At 40.4% G+C, this 17,337-nt stretch carries 13 protein-coding genes; 6 read left to right on the plus strand and 7 right to left on the minus strand.

The features are described from left to right. The first annotated feature begins 105 nt into the window (after positions 1-105). Genes C427_RS05805 through C427_RS05815 form a run of 3 tightly spaced genes read left to right on the plus strand, consistent with a single transcriptional unit; the run spans position 106 to position 5,178 of the window. On the plus strand, positions 106-2,817 hold the full coding sequence (locus tag C427_RS05805; RefSeq protein WP_007641829.1) for a TonB-dependent receptor domain-containing protein: 2,712 nt from the start codon (positions 106-108) through the stop codon (positions 2,815-2,817). Beyond that, positions 2,807-3,730, plus strand: coding sequence for an N-formylglutamate amidohydrolase (locus tag C427_RS05810; protein ID WP_007641832.1), 924 nt, complete (start codon positions 2,807-2,809; stop codon positions 3,728-3,730). Before C427_RS05805 ends, C427_RS05810 begins: the two co-directional genes overlap by 11 nt. Positions 3,731-3,765: 35 nt before the next feature. Then, positions 3,766-5,178: a YfcC family protein gene (locus tag C427_RS05815; RefSeq protein ID WP_007641837.1), complete on the plus strand. Its 1,413-nt coding sequence runs from the start codon at positions 3,766-3,768 to the stop codon at positions 5,176-5,178. A gap of 348 nt (positions 5,179-5,526) precedes the next feature. Here the strand turns inward: C427_RS05815 and C427_RS05825 are convergent, their stop codons facing one another. From C427_RS05825 to C427_RS05835, 3 genes are all read right to left on the minus strand, one after another. Then, positions 5,527-6,249 (minus strand): DUF481 domain-containing protein, encoded by a 723-nt coding sequence (locus C427_RS05825; protein ID WP_007641848.1) that lies wholly within the window; start codon positions 6,247-6,249, stop codon positions 5,527-5,529. Between the two features lie 114 nt (positions 6,250-6,363). Next, entirely contained in the window at positions 6,364-7,149 is a 786-nt protein-coding gene (locus tag C427_RS05830) for a DUF481 domain-containing protein (protein ID WP_007641850.1), read from the minus strand. A 114-nt stretch (positions 7,150-7,263) separates the two neighbouring features. Beyond that, positions 7,264-8,109 carry an HDOD domain-containing protein gene (locus tag C427_RS05835; protein WP_007641852.1) on the minus strand — a complete coding sequence of 282 codons (846 nt, stop codon included), beginning with the start codon at positions 8,107-8,109 and terminating at the stop codon, positions 7,264-7,266. 170 nt (positions 8,110-8,279) lie between these two features. Here C427_RS05835 and C427_RS05840 point away from each other — a divergent pair, with 170 nt between their 5' ends. The 3 genes from C427_RS05840 to C427_RS05850 are packed head-to-tail and all read left to right on the plus strand — an operon-like array spanning position 8,280 to position 11,481. Continuing rightward, the gene (locus C427_RS05840; protein ID WP_007641856.1) at positions 8,280-9,728 is read left to right on the plus strand and encodes a WS/DGAT/MGAT family O-acyltransferase; all 1,449 of its coding nucleotides are present in this window, start codon (positions 8,280-8,282) and stop codon (positions 9,726-9,728) included. 24 nt (positions 9,729-9,752) lie between these two features. After that, positions 9,753-10,553, plus strand: coding sequence for an esterase/lipase family protein (locus C427_RS05845; RefSeq protein ID WP_007641860.1), 801 nt, complete (start codon positions 9,753-9,755; stop codon positions 10,551-10,553). A 22-nt stretch (positions 10,554-10,575) separates the two neighbouring features. Then, positions 10,576-11,481, plus strand: coding sequence for an alpha/beta fold hydrolase (locus C427_RS05850; RefSeq protein ID WP_007641861.1), 906 nt, complete (start codon positions 10,576-10,578; stop codon positions 11,479-11,481). A 2-nt stretch (positions 11,482-11,483) separates the two neighbouring features. Here C427_RS05850 and C427_RS05855 read toward each other — a convergent pair whose 3' ends face one another. From C427_RS05855 to lpdA, 4 genes are all read right to left on the minus strand, one after another. After that, complete coding sequence (locus C427_RS05855) at positions 11,484-12,266, minus strand: SDR family NAD(P)-dependent oxidoreductase (protein WP_007641862.1); 783 nt, start codon at positions 12,264-12,266, stop codon at positions 11,484-11,486. 56 nt (positions 12,267-12,322) lie between these two features. Then, positions 12,323-12,598, minus strand: a complete 276-nt coding sequence (locus C427_RS05860; protein WP_007641863.1) for a DUF1289 domain-containing protein — start codon at positions 12,596-12,598, stop codon at positions 12,323-12,325. Between the two features lie 680 nt (positions 12,599-13,278). After that, on the minus strand, positions 13,279-15,345 hold the full coding sequence (locus C427_RS05865; RefSeq protein ID WP_007641865.1) for a M13 family metallopeptidase: 2,067 nt from the start codon (positions 15,343-15,345) through the stop codon (positions 13,279-13,281). A gap of 507 nt (positions 15,346-15,852) precedes the next feature. After that, the gene (lpdA, locus tag C427_RS05870) at positions 15,853-17,274 is read right to left on the minus strand and encodes a dihydrolipoyl dehydrogenase (RefSeq protein WP_015430561.1); all 1,422 of its coding nucleotides are present in this window, start codon (positions 17,272-17,274) and stop codon (positions 15,853-15,855) included. Positions 17,275-17,337 lie beyond the last annotated feature (63 nt).

Consider the following 17,337-nt stretch of genomic DNA (forward strand, 5'->3'; position numbering starts at 1 on the left):
AACAAAATGCTATGGGGTTATCATAATTTATCATGGTATTGCATGGAACTTTTATTTAACTAAACTGCAATAACACTTAAAAAAGCCAAGTAGCCGGAGACTTCAATGTCTAACTTAATTTTTCGTAAAACCTTATTATCTGCAGCAATGGTGTCAGTATTTTCACACTGTCAATGGGCACAGGCTGCTGAGTCTGATGAACAATCTCAATCTGAAACTGAAGTCATCGCCATTACGGGGTCAAGAATTAAACGTCAAACCGAGACTACTAGTCCAGTCCAAGAATTAGACCTTGAAGCATTAAACCAAACAGGTTCAATGTCACTAGGTGAGGTACTTCAAGAACTACCCTCTGTAGGCTCTAGTTTAAATGGCAATGGTTCAGGCGGAACTAGCCACGGTACTAGCAGTTTAAATTTACGCAACCTTGGTGCGAATAGGTCTCTTGTGCTTGTCAACGGGCAACGTTGGGTAAACGGAGCTGGTACCAGAGGATTTCGTGATTTTGTTGATATGAATACAATTCCCCAAGCCATTGTTAGCCGTGTTGAAGTATTGCAAGACGGCGCAACAGCTATCTATGGTGCTGATGCTATAGCAGGCGTGGTCAATATTTATACTCATTCTGATTATGTAGGCACACGTATTAAAACCTATTATGGCGAATCATCTGAGGGTGATAGAGAAACCGCCAACATTGATATGTTATGGGGTAAAGATGTGGGTGAAAGTAATTTCATGTTCGCTGCCAGTTATACTGATCAAAAACCTGTTTATACTCAAGACCGTGAATTAACCGCAGTGCCTCTTAATGGTTTAACAGGGTACACACCAGAAGGCTTTTTTAGAGAAAACGATTTAGCCACGCTAGGTTTAGGTTTCGACGGTAGTGATATCACGCGTGATTTTGGAGCGGACGGTGAAGATTTAAACAACTGGCGTGATCCTACCGATGCTGATGAATATAATCGTTACCATAATAATTATGTCGTTGGCCCTAGTGAACGAACAGCACTTTATGGGCAAGCTTTAATTCCTTTTGGCGAAATAAACTTTAGAATTGAAGCTTTATATAATAAACGTGTATCAGATCAACAATTCTCTCAAGTCCTCTCTTCAGTAAGAGGTAGCCGTGGTTTTGCTATAGCAAACGACCCTGCAGTTAATCCTTTTGGTGTAGAGTTTTCTGGTAGTGACTTCCGTCTTAGTTCATTTATGACTGATAATGATTACAGAGTAAATGAACAAAATGTAGAAACGACTCGATTAGGCATTGGAGCAGATGGTGAACTAAGTGATGATTGGAGCTGGGACGGCTACCTGTCTTGGGCACAAAATAAGGGTGAATTTACCTCATATAATCAATTACATTTAGATAAGTTAGCATTAGGTTTATTAAATTGTGATACATCAGGTATAAATGTTGACGTCTCTGATTTAGAGGCCGACTGTGTCGGTGTTAATTTATTTAATCCACTCACAGATGCAATGGTAAATTATATCAATTTTACTGGGCATGATAAAAATAAAGCCAGCCAAATAGATTTTACGTTGAACGCTACTGGTAACATTATTGAGTTGCCAGCAGGCGATTTAGCGATGGCTTTTGGTATCGAATATCGTAAAGAAAAAGGAGACGATGTATCTGATAGCGTCATAAGTTCAACCCCACGTATCAATTCCTATCGAACAACGTCCTCTTCACCACGCCTAGGCACCAATGGTGAATATGATCTAAAAGAAGCTTATGCTGAGTTTAGTATTCCCTTACTTGAAGGTAAGACATTTGCCGAATACTTAGAGTTAAGCTTAGCGACCAGATTTTCAGATTATAGTACCTTTGGTAGTACGACCAATAGCAAAGCAGGCTTATTATTCACTCCGGTAGAAGGTTTATCATTTAGAGCGACATGGGCAGAAGGCTTTAGAGCACCCTCAATACTAGAATTATTTGAAGGGCAGCGCGTTACTTTTAGTCCGGTATCCGACCCTTGTGCTACTGACAATACCTTACCCGGTTGCACTGGTGTCCCAGCAGACTTTGAGCAGTCTGATAGTAATATTCAACTCACCACCGGTGGTAACAGCTACTTGCAACCTGAGACCTCTGAAAACACCTCTGTTGGTGTGATTTTTATTCCTACTTTCATGGATAACTTTAGTCTCACCCTTGATTGGTATGGTATTGATATCAATAACACAATAAGTGAATTTGGCGCACAAAATATTTTGGAGTTGTGTGCCTTTCAAAATAGAAACTGTGAAGTTATTTCGCGCAACAGTCTTGGCGAAATTGAGAACATCATTGATGGCCCGGTCAATCTTAACAGCACAAGTGTTAGCGGCATGGATGTGTTTATGCGGTATGCTATTGATAACCAAAGTGGTCAGTGGGATTTCACCGCTAATTTTTCCAAATTAAATGAGTTAACTGAAGTCTCAACATTATCGGATGGAAGTACCCAAGAGGAAGACCTAGTCGGTACTGCAGCCTCAAGAGAGTCCTATCCAGAATGGCGTGGTGCAATATCAGCGAACTGGAAACAAAACGATTGGTTTGCTGCTTATAGTGCTAGGTATATCGGAGATACAACTGAAAAGGTAATCAATCAACCTAGAAGTATAGGTTCTGTTACTACTCATAATATTTCTGCTGGTTATCACTTTGATGATAGGTTGACCGTAAAATTGGGGATTAACAATATAGCTGATACACAACCCCCTTCTTCTATAACTAATACCAACATCAATTTTGATCAAAATACTTATAACCCCGTTGGTCGCTTTACATATATGCAGGCCAGCTATGAGTTTTGAAAAGTTTGTATCTGACCTCAAACATAACGCTTTTGACAACAAAGGTAGCCCTTTAGGTTATATAGTTGAAACCGAAATTTATACGATGTTTTCTCCTCTTGAGGCCATTGAATTACCATTAATTTTAGATTCTCCCCACAGCGGTATGAATTGGCCTACCAGTGTCAGAACTGTGGCAACAGACACGCAGTTGAAGTCAGGTTGGGATGCCCATGTAGATAGGTTGTGGCATTCAGTCGTCGGTATGGGAGGCCATCTTCTGTGTGCTCATTATTCGAGAATGTTTATCGATTTGAATAGAGCTCCAGAAGATATTGATCCTCAACTTCTTGACTATTTAGACGAGACTTGTCGTCCAACAAAATATAGCGATAGGGGGATGGGATTACTGCGTAAATTTGCCCTCCCTGGCACCCTAATGTATGACTATAAACTTAACCATATCGACGTGATGAACAGGCTTAATCATTATTATTTGCCATATCACAATGCTTTGAGAATAAAACTGGATGCACTTCATTCGAAATATGGTGGGGTTTGGCATATCGATTGCCACTCGATGAAGTCAATAGCTAACAAAATGAATATTGATTGCGGTGCCCCGAGACCTGATGTGGTGATTGGTGATAATGATGGGGCTGCTGCTGATCCTGCTTTTGTTGATGTCGTCGAAGATGCCTTTAGGAAGCTTGGTTATAAGGTGGCGAGGAATGCCCCATACAAAGGAGGCTACCTTGTAACTCAGTACGCTGTGCCTAGTAGTAATCGGCATAGCATTCAAATTGAACTTAACAGAGCGCTGTATATGGACGAAAAAACGTTTGAACCCAATAGCAATTTCAATAATATACAAGGTGATTTGGCGACAGTGACCTTGATGATTGCTAAGTTTATCCGGTCTCAGGTCGCTTAAATGAACATATTGCCCAATGAAATGGTGGACAACAAATGAACAAGCAAAACGATACATCTCAATCTAAACAGGATGATCAGCATACATCACTCAATCCACTCATTATTTTATTGGGTATTCTTGTTTTGGCCACGACTATGACCTATTTCATTGAATCTGGTAGTTATCAAAGACAAGGTAAAAATGTCGTTCCAGATAGCTACCAGCAGATTGAAAAAGAGATCTCTATTAAAGCGCTGCTCAGAGTATCAGCACAAGATACAGAGAAAGCTCATCCTGTTAGCTTGACGGATATGTTAATGACCATACCCGAAGGTCTGGAACGAGGTGCGGGTTTAATCTTCATGGTTCTTATCATTGGTGGTATGTTTGGCATATTAAATAAATCGGGTGCAATTGATGCGGGTCTGGAAAAACTACTAAGTTTAGTAAAAGGCAATATTAAGTTATTAGTGGTTGTTCTAATGACTGTTTTTTCTATGGGGAGTACTTTTCTAGGATTGGCTTCAGAATACTTACTGATTATTCCTTTGATGGTCGCTATGGCTGTAAGGTTAGGACAACCCAGAATAATTGGTTTTGCTCTGGTCACCGTGTCTGTCAAAATAGGGTACTTAGCATCCGTCACAAATCCTCTACCATTGACGATAGCTCAGCCATTAGTTGGGTTGCAAATATTCAGTGGGGCAGAGATCAGATTCCTTTTTTATCTGGTTTTTTTAGCCATCGGCATTATTTTCATGCTTAAAATGGTGAGCCGACATGCCGGCGAAGCGGTCACTTTCGCTGAGTTAACAACGTGTAAATTATCGATTCGACATAGTGCTTTATTATTCACACTGGTGACAAGTATTGCATTTTTAGTGTATGCATCGAATCATTGGCAATGGAAGCATCACGCCTTCTCCGCATATTACATTGGTGTGTGTATATTCATGTCAATAGTTAGCGGCCTAGGTGCTAACAAAGCGGCAGATGCCTTCGTATATGGAATGAAAAAAGTGTTGTTAGCCAGTTTTTTAATTGGGGTGGCATCTGCTGTTGCTGTCGCCTTGGAGAAAGGCCAGATACTTGATTCTGTCGTGCACTCACTGGTTTCTCTAATTGGAAATAGTGGTCCCACTGCTTCAGCAAATGGTATGTTTTTCGCTCAACTTATGTTGGATTTTCTTATTCCTTCGACTTCAGGGCAAGCTGCTGTCAGTATGCCCATAATGGGGCCGATAGGACAATTGTCTGGTGTGTCGGCTCAGACAACCGTTGTGGCTTTTTTGTTTGGCAATGGGATTACTAACATGTTGACGCCAACATCAGGCACCCTTCTAGCGTATTTAGCAACGGCACAAATTAGTTGGACTCAGTGGGCGAAATTTATATTTCCTTTATGGCTTATTTTTATTGTTACTTCAGTCATTTTATTAACATTAGCTGTAAATTTTGGCTTTTAAAGCCCTGTATTTGAGATTGAAAAATATGAATAGCTTTTTATCTAATAATGAACAGCCGCTCTCTGAGTCTAATGATTGTTATTCATTAGAGCGAGACTCATTTGAAGTGCATGAAAAGGATAAGAGAGAAGAAAATACTTTTCTTAATAATTTAGAGGGGGTGACTAGTTATCACATTCCTGGTTATAACTAAAAGTTGGTTGGTAAAATCTGGTTCGTCATGATGGAGTATTATTAATGTTTGTAGCTGCCGTGATTTTTACTCTGGGTTGGTTTACTTTAGGACCTACCCTCTGGCAGGGACAACGTCTCATTTAGAGAGTCAATTATCTATAAGACCAGCTTGTTTTAGAAAAAACTATATACCAAAGTAACGGCTGTTTGGGTATCTAGGTTGTCGATACCGTCAGCTACATCAGAGTTATGATCTAGAATAAGAGACACTTTGAGGGATAAGCCACCGCTGATTTGGGCAGATACCGATGTCTCTGATTTAGACTTCGTATTGTCACTTCCGACTTCAGTGCTGAGCAACTGCTTGAATTGAGCGGTGTCAGAGATTTTCCATTGGTAGTCTAAAGCAGCCCTAACTATCATTCCATTTTGTTTTTCACCATCACTGGTTTCAGAAAATGAGTAACCAGGACCAACGCTGTAACTAAATTTACTTGCGTCGTCTTCCCACATTTTTTGTGACCAACCAACTGCTAGTGTTGCTTGGTAGTCAAAGCTACTAAATTTGTCGTCTTCGTATGAGGCAAAACCAAATAAACGATGGTCAGGATTTTCTAATTTGTAGTTACCTTGGCCCGATAAAAAATATTTTTGTGCCGTGGTTTGATCGACATCATTAATTTTATCTTTTTTGTACAGCGCTTCTACGGTGAAGTCATTGCTCCACTGAGTCAGTTCTTGATGGGCAGACAGTTTACCTTTTATAGAGGTTGTTTCAGTATTACCTGTTGTTGCAATATAGCCAAATTCGCCATCCATAGAGAAGGGTTTTACTTCGTCCGCAGCCAATGCGTGTCCAGTGGCACATAACCCAAGTAAAATTATAGACTTTTTCATTCGCATATCCTTTATATAAATAATTATGTGTAGATGAGGTTCAGTAAACACATATGTTGCTATTTTGACAGAAGCTTGAGCGTAAAAGTACCCTACTTTAGTTGTAACCTAATTTTAAAAAAACTGATAAACCAAGGTAACCGCAGCCTCAGTGTCTAGCTCTTCAATATCTGGCCCGACACTAGTATCAAGGTTCACGACAAAACTTAGCTTCATAGCTAAAGTGCCTGTCAGTTTTGTTGATACAGACGTTTCTGATTTAGTTTTGGTAAATTCTTGGTCTGCTTCTGTGCTAACAAATTGCCGAAACGTTGCATTATCAGAAAACCTTTTTCTATATTCCAACGCAGCTCTGATAATAAGATTTTGGGAGTTGTCTTCGCTATTGTTTTCATCGACTTCTGAAATAGCGTAACCTGGACCAACACTATATTTAAATTCGCTATGCTTATCGTGCCAGAGCCTAGAGGACCATCCTGCTGCTAATGAAGCTTGATATCGAAAACCATTAAATCGATTATTTTCATATTCGCCATAGATAAAAAGACGGTCATCCGGTTCAGTTAGCTTGTGATCCAATTGACCGGATAAAAATAGTTTCTGGGCTGATGCCTGATTACTTTCTTCACCATCCAACTCTTGTTGGTTCTGCTTGTAGAGGGCACTACCTATGATTTGATAACTCCAAGAAGTTAACTCTTGACTGGTATTTACCTTAGCTGTGATGGTCGAAGTATTGGTATTTCCATCTGCCAGCAAAAACCCAAACTCACTAATTATTGATAATTCATCATCATCAAAAGCGGGTCTATCTGCTAGATATAGGGAGTGCATGATGTTTTGCTTAGCAAAGCCAAAGTTTGCCGTTTGTAAAACAATTAGGAGTAAAATCCACTTCATGGTGTAAAAAATACTAATATTCTAAAAATCAGCGTGTGATTATATCTAAATTCACCACGCTTGTGGACACGTAAAGCACAAAATGTGTAATAAATACTTTTATATCAAGCTAAATTAACAAAGAGAAGGATTCATTACACTTAATACGCCGTCAGCTTCCATGCTTGCAAATTTAATCGCGTCTTTTAAATCTTCTTGATCAAGATTCAAATATTTCAGAACTAAAGGTGTGATCAACTGACTGGCTGAATATAAATTATCATGTGTCATTGCTATGCCAGCACGAACCGCAGTGTAAATAATCGCGACATCTTTGTTTTCCAGCGCTTTATTTTCATTATGTACATCCATCACAGGAACATATAATTGACTGGGTAAGTGCCAAAACTCCATAAGTTTTGCACTGCAATTTGCGTAATCAAAACCTAAGACTTGACGCTGTAACTTCCAAGGCGATGTTTTTTCATCATATTTGCAGCATTTAATTGCTAAATCTGGTGCCTGAATCGCGACTAAAAGCTCGCCTAAATTGTGTAACAATCCAAGCAGAAAGAAGCGCTCGCTGCCTCTTATTTTGATCATCTTAGCCAAATGCTTTGCAACTAAGGCCGCATAGATACTTTGTAACCAAAATCTTTTTAAATCAATTACGTCGCTGCTAAAGTGTTCAAATGCAGAGCTAGCGGTTTCTGACATAACTAGATTATATAAGGCTTCGCCGCCAATAATGTTGATGGCCTTTGATAAAGAGTCAATCTGCGACTCAAAACGAAACAATGGACTATTTGCCAATTTAAGTAACTTAGAAGATAAAGAGGGATCCAATGCGATGAACCGACTAATATCTTCTAAGTCAGATTGGTCATCATCTAGCATTGATCGAATACGCACACAAATATCCGGTAAGGCAAATGATTGACTAGCAACTTTAGCGATATCTACAGGGTGAATTAATGACATAGTTCACTTTTTTTGAAAAAACCTTAACCTAGTATAAACATTAGTAATTTAAAATGAGAGCTTCTTTTTATTTAGATTTACATACAGATGTATGCATAAAAGAGGTTGATTTTTATTTATAAAAATATAGGGTGTTTTAACAACTAGTTTACAATGTAAATGGTATTCCTATGGAAGAGCTTTCTGGCCTAGACGCTTCATTTTTATATCTTGAAACACCAAAGATGCCTATGCACATAGGTGGTGTAGCTGTTATTGAAGGATCGCTTAAGTTTGATGACTTTAGACAGTATGTAAGTGAACGTGTGCATAATGTCGAAAAGCTTACCCAAAAATTGGTCACGGTACCCTTTAGCCTAGATAGACCTTATTGGGTTGAAGATCCCGATTTTGATATCAACATGCACATGCACCGCACTGCTTTACCCCGTCCAGGTGGTTGGAAAGAGTTGCGTTATTTAGCATCTAGATTATTTTCCCAACAGTTAAACCGAGATCGCCCTTTATGGGAATTTATCTTCATAGAAGGTTTAGACTCTATACCGCAAGTGCCTAAAGGGTCGGTGGCGTTGATCAGCAAAGTGCATCATTCAGGATTTGATGGTAAGTCTGGAGCCGACTTGATGTCTATGTTGTTTGATGTGTCACCTACACCAAAGGCACCAAAGCCAGCGGTAGTGAAAGAGAAAAAAGAGATACCTGGGGCTGTTGGATTGATGGCAAAAAGTGCCTATCACTTCATTACGCGGCCAACTAAGCTCCCGGGCCTATTGTGGGATACGGGTAAGGCTACGTTAAAAGCGGGTTACATGACCCGAGCGCAAGGCATAACAAAGCCTACTATGCCTTTCAATGCCCCTAAAACAAGGTTTAACAACACAGTTGAAATGGAACGTGTGTGGAATTCTACTATTTTAGACATTCGCCGAGTTAAGGCCCTCAGAAAAGTAGTCGATGGGGCAACCTTAAATGACGTGATACTAGCTATATGTGCTGGTGCGCTCAGGCGTTACTTGTTAGAAAAAGGTGAGTTACCCGATAAGCCACTTGTCGCTATGGTGCCAGTCTCAACTCGTACCGCAGAAGAAAAAAATGCGATGGGTAATCAAGTATCTGCCATGTATGTGCAGTTGGCTACCGATGTTGCAGATCCCATTAAGCGATTTGAGAAAATTCAAATCAATACCATGGTAGGTAAGCTTTACCAAGATGCCATCGATGCAAAAAGTTTAATGGGATACGCTGAGTTAATTCCGTTTGGTTTAGCAGGTGTGGCAGCAAGGTTCTACTCCAGTGCAGCCATAGCCAAACACCATAATCCATTATTCAATGTGGTGATTACCAATGTACCCGGGCCGCAAATACCCATTTATCTTGCTGGTCATAAGCTCATAGTTAATATGGGAACCGCGCCTATTTTTGATGGGATGGGTTTGATCATGCCTATTTGTAGTTATAACGGCACCATATCTATTAGTCCTACAAGCTCAGCAAATTTAATGCCCGATTTAGATATGTTCACACGTTATATTCGCGAAAGTGCTAATGAGTTAGAACTAGCCGTAAAGGAAAAGCTAGCTGGTCAAGCAGCTATTGATGCGCTTATGCAAGAAGAATAATTACACCGTTTTATAGGATTTTTTATGCAACATGTATTACCTACTATACCCAGACCTTCTTTATTTCATATGCTCAGTGAAGGCAGAACATTAATTGAACTCAGTGCGTTTGGAGCTGCTTTACCCTTTTTAAAGAGGGCTCCTTCTGGTGACGGGCATCCGGTAATGGTGCTTCCTGGTTTTTTAGCCAGTGATTTTTCAACTAAACCCATACGCTCTTTTTTAAAAGGTAAAGGTTATGCAATCTATGGTTGGGAACTCGGACGGAATTTTGGCACCCATATAGTCGGTGGTGAACAAGTATTAAGTGATCAATTAATTAATCGAGTAATTGAATTATCGGTCATTCATAACGCGAAGGTCAGTTTAATTGGCTGGAGTTTGGGTGGTATTTTAGCTAGAGAGCTTGCTCGGATTATTCCAGATTGCGTGCGTCAAGTCATTACACTGGGTAGTCCATTCAATGGTTCGCAAGGGTCTTCTCCCGCAGTCGAAAGATTGTTTGAACTTATTAATGGTAATGTTTCTCAATCTAATCCAGATGCGGTGAGAAAGATGTTTACCCCTCCACCGGTTCCAAATTCGGCATTATATTCTAAAACTGATGGTGTTGTTCATTGGCAAGCTTGTATTAATCACCGAATTGAAGCACATCATCAGGCTGAAAATATTCAGGTACGAGGCAGTCATTCTGGCTTAGGTCACAATCCACAGGCTGTGTGGATTGTCGCGAATAGATTGTCGCAACCAGAAGCTAGTTGGCAGCTATATAAAAACGCTGAACTTGAAAAACCTCAGTTTTCAGGCAAGCTAAAGTACGTTTGATTTGCTAGGAGTTTTGACACCTTTGAATACTATCACTCACCATCCCGAGCAGTTGGTTGCAGCTAACAACCTCTATATTAATTACGATAGTTTTGGAGATAAAAGTCATCCAGCTATTGTATTGATCATGGGCTTAGCCACTCAAATGATTTATTGGGACGAACAGTTTTGCAAATTACTAGCCTCACAAGGCTATTGGGTTATCAGATTTGATAACCGGGATAATGGCAAAAGTACTTGGTTGGACTCAATACCTCCACCCACTAGTCTTGCTTTACTGACAAATGCGGTGTTTAAACGCCCACTTGGTGCCACTTATTTATTGTCTGATATGATGCAAGATACAGTGAGCTTATTAGATGCATTACAGCTTGAAAGTGCACATATAGTGGGCGCATCTATGGGCGGAATGATTGCTCAAGAAATTGCAATCCATCACCCACACAGAGTTAAAAGTCTTACTTCTATCATGTCTACTACCGGTAATAGGAAGTTACCCAAGCCGTCTGCGGCCTTTAGTTTTAAAATGCTTAAACCTCCTCCTAAAGATGTTGATAAAGCCGTTACCTATGGTATGCATGTGTGGCGGATGATACAGGGGAATTATTATCCATTTGATCAACCAAAAGTGCTTGGTTTAATAACGCGGGCATTACAGCGAGGTTTTAATCCTGCGGGCAACACCCGGCAACTAGCCGCTATTTTGGACTCGCCGGATAGAACTAAAGCCCTAAATACTTTAACCGTATCCAGCTTAATCCTACATGGTGAGGACGACCCTTTAGTACTTGTTGCTTGTGGGTATGCCACAGCTAAAGCGATACCCAATGCCAAAATAAAAACCTACCCAGGTATGGGGCACACCATACCCAGTCAACTATATGCTGATATAACCCAACAGATACTGGATCACATTAAGGCTAGCTGACTTTATTTAAAACGTGCAAACAATCCGTTAACGCTGCGCACCATCCATCGAGGATAGTGTGTGGCCATTTGTACTAACAATTTGTTGGCTACCTTGTCCAAAAATACGACTTCTCCTTTCATACTTGCCTTATATGCTTGCGCAGCAAGTTCCATCGGATCTGCTTTTAAAAATTTAGGAATAAACTTTTCAAAGCCATCAGCGTGAGTGAGCATTTGGGTTTCTGTCATGCCAGGGCATACACAAGTGACGCTTACTCCAGTGCCTCGAAGTTCTTCGGCGATACCTTCTGAAAAGGACAATACAAAAGCCTTACTGGCACCGTATGCTGCAAAGTTAGGGGTCGGCATAAAGCTAGCAATAGAGCCTACATTGACAATTTTCCCTTGCCGACGGGCAAGCATGGGTTTGATAAATTGTTGGGTCATATTGACCAAACTCTGAATGTTTAATTGCAATAAGTTATTTAACTGCTGTGAATCGCTTAGGCTCAACTTTTCGACTTGCATCATGCCTGCATTATTCACCAATATATCGACTTTTATTTCTTTTAATGCGATCGCTTCAAATAGCTTTTGTGCCGCATCGACGGGGATCAAGTCGGCGGCGAAGACATGCACATCGACTGCGTATTTTGCTTTTAGTTCGCTAGCAAAATCCATTAACTTAGATGCATTACGTGCTACTAACACTAAGTCATGTCCATTCTTTGCATAGACTTCTGCAAAGCTACGACCTATACCTTCTGATGAGCCTGTGATCAGTGCTGTTTTAAGTTTGGGCATTGCGAACCTCTTTGTTAATTTAGGTGATGTCACAGGTGACCATCAGATTAGCTATTTTATGGTTTATTCTGGGTAAATGAATCGTCTGAGAAACCAAGCTGTGGTGATGTTTCAGTTGTACTTTTTTTGATTTTATTTTTATGGGCTGCTTGTGCTCTTTTTTTACGTGTTGCACAGGCTTTGATAATTTTACTCTGAACATCTTGTTCTAAGTTTATCCAATGTACTCTTTCTTCTCTAGATCTGAAACAGCCAACACAGAAACCTTTTGGTCCAGATTGGCACACACCAATACATGGGCTGGTAATTTCAAATATTTCAATTTGTTTCAAAGCAAGATCACTGACATTATTGTGTTCATGTAATTAAAGTGTAGGCCCGTATGATTTAATTGGTATTTAACAGGTTATATTTTAAATTCTACTTAGAATATAAAATATATACAGACTTAGGATACTTATTGCCATTTTTAAATAAAATGCATGTGGAAAAAATCGATTTATATCTCTTTAAGAGTATTTCTAGTATGCGCTGTCATTTTTTTAGTGCCTTTGTTTGTTCCGTACTTTTTTATGTTGTAACACCATGATTTATCTGGTCTTATAATTGGTAAAACGCGGTGAACCCGTTTGAACGATATCTTTGAGCATGACGATAAATTAAATATCCTAGAAGTAACTGACTATGAGCAGGCAGTGCTTTAGTTCTATCTTCTCCGCTTACTCAAAATAGTATTCCAGTGACAAATATTGATCCAACTAATCATTATGCAATAGGCTTTGGTGAGCAATGATTGCAATTGTCTAAGCACTCTAAAAGTGACACGGACATGAACAAGTTACAATATGCAGTAAAATTAATGATTGATAACGGCACCCTGAATAATATTATGAATAAGTATTACGGTGAAAATTGGCTTCAGGTTAATCAGTTGGTATTAAAGTAATTTAGTTAATTGTTGTGATTAAAAATAAGGCCGCTAAGCGACCTCCTTAATGCTATAGATTGCTTATTACCAAATTTTGACTCTGTCCTCAGGTTTAAGATACATCGCATCGCCTTCTTTAACATCAAATGCTTGATAGAAAACATCTACGTTGCCCACTATACCGTTAACGCGGAACTCTCCTGGTGAATGTGGATCACTAATCAATTGCGCTCTTAATGCATCTTCTCGGGATTTACTGCGCCACACTTGGGCATATCCCATAAAGAAACGCTGGTCGCCAGTTAGGCCATCAATCACAGGTGACGTTTTACCATCTAGTGACATTTGATATGCTTTGTATCCGATAGTCACGCCCGCTAAGTCACCAATATTTTCGCCTAAGGTCAATTCACCATTGACGGTTTGACCTTCAATGGGCTCAAATTTGTTGAACTGAGCAACTAATTTTTTGCCTAGTACATCAAACGCTGCGCGGTCCGCATCTGTCCACCAACTGCGCAAGTTACCTTGACCATCATATTTTGAACCTTGATCGTCAAAGCCATGGCCAATTTCGTGGCCAATTACCGCGCCAATGGCGCCATAATTCACTGCATCTTCGGCATTCATATCAAAAAATGGCGATTGCAAAATTCCCGCTGGGAAAACGATTTCGTTTCTTACAGGGTGATAATATGCGTTGATAGTTTGAGGTGTCATGCCCCAATCAGCTTTGTCGACTGGCTTGCCTATTTTGTTAGTGTCTTCAAAGTGGTCAAAGGTCGAGTATCGAATATAATTACCCACTAAATCATTGGCTTTGATTTCTAAAGCAGAATAATCACGCCATTTATCTGGGTAACCAATTTTAGGTGTGAATGCGGCTAATTTTTCTAAGGCTGCTTTCTTAGTTTCAGGCGTCATCCATTCTAATTGATTGATACTTTCGCCATAGGCTTTCGTCAGGTTTTGGACTAAGACATCCATCTTGGTTTTAGCTTCTGGGGTAAAGTGGCGTTCGACATATTGTTGGCCCAACACTTCACCTAATATACTGCTTGTTGCTGCCACTGCACGTTTCCAGCGAGGTCTTTGTTCTGGAATTCCGTTTAAAGTAGTGGAGTGGAAATCGAAGTGTAAGTCGACCATATCTTGACTGAGACGCGAAGCGTAACTGTCGACTAAGTTAAAGGCTAGGTAGTCTTGCCAAGTTTGTAAATCGTGCGCGGCGAATATCCCAGCAATTTGCTCAAAATATGGCATATTGCGGACTACCATATCATTGACTTCACCCACACCACTTGCATCAGCATAGGCTTGCCAGTCAAAGGAACCGATTAAGGCTTTGACTTGAGTAGTGCTCTTTTTATTATAATTTTTCTCTGCATCCCGGCTTTCAACACGCGACAGGTGTTTGCCTGCGATATCTTTTTCTAAAGCCATGATCTTATTGGCTGCGTCAGCACCAGACTGATGCCCAGACTTTGTTAAAATATCGGTCATGTATTTTTCAGTGGCAGCGCGGAAGTTAACAAATTTTTCTTCTTCTTTGCTGTAATAATCTCTGTCAGGCAGGGTTAATCCACTTTGATAAAGGTACATAGTGACCACTTCAGGATCTTTAGCATCAGGAGAGGTATAGAAGTTAAATGCACCGCTTACCCCTAAGACATATAGCTCGCCAAAAACTTTAGAAAGTTGCTGCATATTTTCTGCTGCATAAATGCTGGCGAGCAAAGGTTCAAGGGGGGACATACCTTTCTCATTTGCCTGCTCAACGTTCATGTAACTGTTATACATATCTCCCAGTTTCTGGGTGTTTGAGCCTTTTATAGCTTGGGTGTTAGATGACTCTTGGATTAATGTCTTTAAGTTTTCTTGGGTGTCGTCATACAAAACATTAAATATGCCATAGCGGGATTTGTCTGCTGGGATCTCGGTTTGTGTTAGCCACGCACCGTTTACATGTCTAAAAAAGTCATCTTGAGCGCGAACGTTTTGATCAACGGCTGTTAAATCGATCCCCGAGGTCATCACAGCCTGACTGATAATTGCTGGAGTGACAGTTGGGTCAGATTGACTTGTGGGAGTACACGCACTTAAACCTAGCGCCAAACTGATACTAAACGCTAACATACTGATTTTATTCATCTGTCTACCTTCATGGAGCTATGTTTTTAGCTCTCGTTTTGTTTTATGGAGGGGCATGAGTTTACTGATTGCTCGGGGTAACTGCAAAAGGTGAAAATAGTTAAGTGTGAGGATTTGTTACAGTGAATTAACATACGTGTCCTGGTAACTCGCGGTAACTCGCAATCAATTGGCTTTGCTTTTCTCTGCGCTACCTGTACGCGGCACCCGGTGACCTCTGTGATTTAAATATCTTGTTTTTGGCTCTTCAGTATTAAAAGCTATATACCACAGAGAAAAAGGAGCGCTTCGCTTCACACAGGAGTAGACATGTTAAGACAAACTAATTTAAATATAAATATGGGTTTTGTCTAATCAGCGAATCTGCAATTCACCTCAGAACACAGAGCGTTTCGTAGAGGGAAGAAATTAAGATGGATTGGTATTAGCTTATTTTCCACATATAAAAAAATCCGATGAAATTCCTTTCATCGGATTTGTGTTTTTGGAATGAATAGTTACCAGTATTTACTTTTTCTTTGCCTTAGCATTTGGCAAGTCAGTAATGCTACCTTCGTACATTTCAGCGGCTAGGCCGATTGATTCGTTAAGGGTAGGGTGAGCATGGATAGTTAATGCGATATCTTCTGCATCGGCTCCCATTTCAATCGCTAGGCCAATTTCACCTAACATTTCACCGGCGTTAATACCGACAATAGCGCCACCAATGATACGATGTGTCTCTTTGTCGAAGATCAACTTAGTCAAACCTTCAGTACGTGCGGATGCAATCGCACGGCCTGATGCAGCCCAAGGGAAAGTCGAAGCTTCGTAATTGAGGCCTTGTTCTTTGGCTTCCTTTTCAGTTACACCTACCCATGCTATTTCCGGATCAGTATAAGCAACAGAAGGAATGCCTTTAGGGTCGAAGTAATGCTTTTTACCTGAGATAACTTCTGCAGCCACATGACCTTCGTGTGCTGCTTTGTGAGCGAGCATAGGCTGCCCGATTAAGTCACCTAAAGCAAAAATATTAGATACGTTCGTACGAAGTTGTTTATCAACATTAATAAAGCCACGTTCGTCTACCTTCACACCGGCTTTTTCTGCATCAACTACACTGCCATTCGGACGACGGCCAACGGCAACCAGTACTTTATCGTACCTAACCGGTTCTGCGGGTGCTTGTTTGCCTTCAAAAGTAACATATAAGCCGTCTTCTTTTGCTTCAACTGCTGTTACTTTGGTTTCTAGCATCACGTTGAATTTATTTTTTACATACTTTTGATAAGCTTTTATTACGTCTTTGTCAGCCGCAGGGATAAGTTGGTCAAGGAATTCGACTACGTCAATTTTTGAACCTAGCGCACGGTAAACTGTACCCATCTCCAAGCCAATAATACCACCGCCTAGGACTAACATTTTTTCTGGTATATCCGCTAGCTCTAGAGCGCCAGTTGAGTCGATTACGCGAGGATCATCTTTTGGAATAAACGGTAAGGTAACTGGCTCAGACCCGGCAGCAATAACAGCATTGTCGAAGGTGATAGTCGTTTTTCCGTCTTTGCCTTCAACTTCAAGAGTATTGCTGCTGGTAAACTTACCATAACCTTGTACGTGTTTAACCTTACGCATCTTGGCCATACCGGATAAACCTTTGGTTAACTGCTCAATAACGCTGTCTTTCCAACCACGGATTTTGTCTAAATCAATAACAGGTTCACCAAAAGATACACCATGGCTAGCCATATCTTTAGCATCGTCAATAACCTTGGCTACGTGAAGTAATGCTTTTGAAGGGATACAGCCCACGTTCAGACATACACCACCTAAAGTAACACGGGCATCAACTATTACTGTCTCCACGCCTAAATCAGCAGCGCGAAAAGCGGCTGCATAGCCCCCTGGGCCTGCACCTAATACAACTAACTGAGTCTTGATTTCGCTCATATGATCCTCAAATTCTTTTTTTGAACAACATGTTTTGCCGGTATTACAGCTAACATGTTGTGA

Source organism: Paraglaciecola psychrophila 170, from assembly GCF_000347635.1.
GTDB lineage: Bacteria > Pseudomonadota > Gammaproteobacteria > Enterobacterales > Alteromonadaceae > Paraglaciecola > Paraglaciecola psychrophila.

What these genes read in the sequence shown, in the direction of transcription:
- C427_RS05805 (WP_007641829.1), top strand. Translation starts at nt 106, where the DNA reads ATGTCTAACTTAATTTTTCGTAAAACCTTATTATCTGCAGCAATGGTG.
- C427_RS05810 (WP_007641832.1), top strand. Translation starts at nt 2,807, where the DNA reads ATGAGTTTTGAAAAGTTTGTATCTGACCTCAAACATAACGCTTTTGAC.
- C427_RS05815 (WP_007641837.1), top strand. Translation starts at nt 3,766, where the DNA reads ATGAACAAGCAAAACGATACATCTCAATCTAAACAGGATGATCAGCAT.
- C427_RS05825 (WP_007641848.1), bottom strand. Translation starts at nt 6,249, where the DNA reads ATGAAAAAGTCTATAATTTTACTTGGGTTATGTGCCACTGGACACGCA.
- C427_RS05830 (WP_007641850.1), bottom strand. Translation starts at nt 7,149, where the DNA reads ATGAAGTGGATTTTACTCCTAATTGTTTTACAAACGGCAAACTTTGGC.
- C427_RS05835 (WP_007641852.1), bottom strand. Translation starts at nt 8,109, where the DNA reads ATGTCATTAATTCACCCTGTAGATATCGCTAAAGTTGCTAGTCAATCA.
- C427_RS05840 (WP_007641856.1), top strand. Translation starts at nt 8,280, where the DNA reads ATGGAAGAGCTTTCTGGCCTAGACGCTTCATTTTTATATCTTGAAACA.
- C427_RS05845 (WP_007641860.1), top strand. Translation starts at nt 9,753, where the DNA reads ATGCAACATGTATTACCTACTATACCCAGACCTTCTTTATTTCATATG.
- C427_RS05855 (WP_007641862.1), bottom strand. Translation starts at nt 12,266, where the DNA reads ATGCCCAAACTTAAAACAGCACTGATCACAGGCTCATCAGAAGGTATA.
- C427_RS05865 (WP_007641865.1), bottom strand. Translation starts at nt 15,345, where the DNA reads ATGAATAAAATCAGTATGTTAGCGTTTAGTATCAGTTTGGCGCTAGGT.
- lpdA (WP_015430561.1), bottom strand. Translation starts at nt 17,274, where the DNA reads ATGAGCGAAATCAAGACTCAGTTAGTTGTATTAGGTGCAGGCCCAGGG.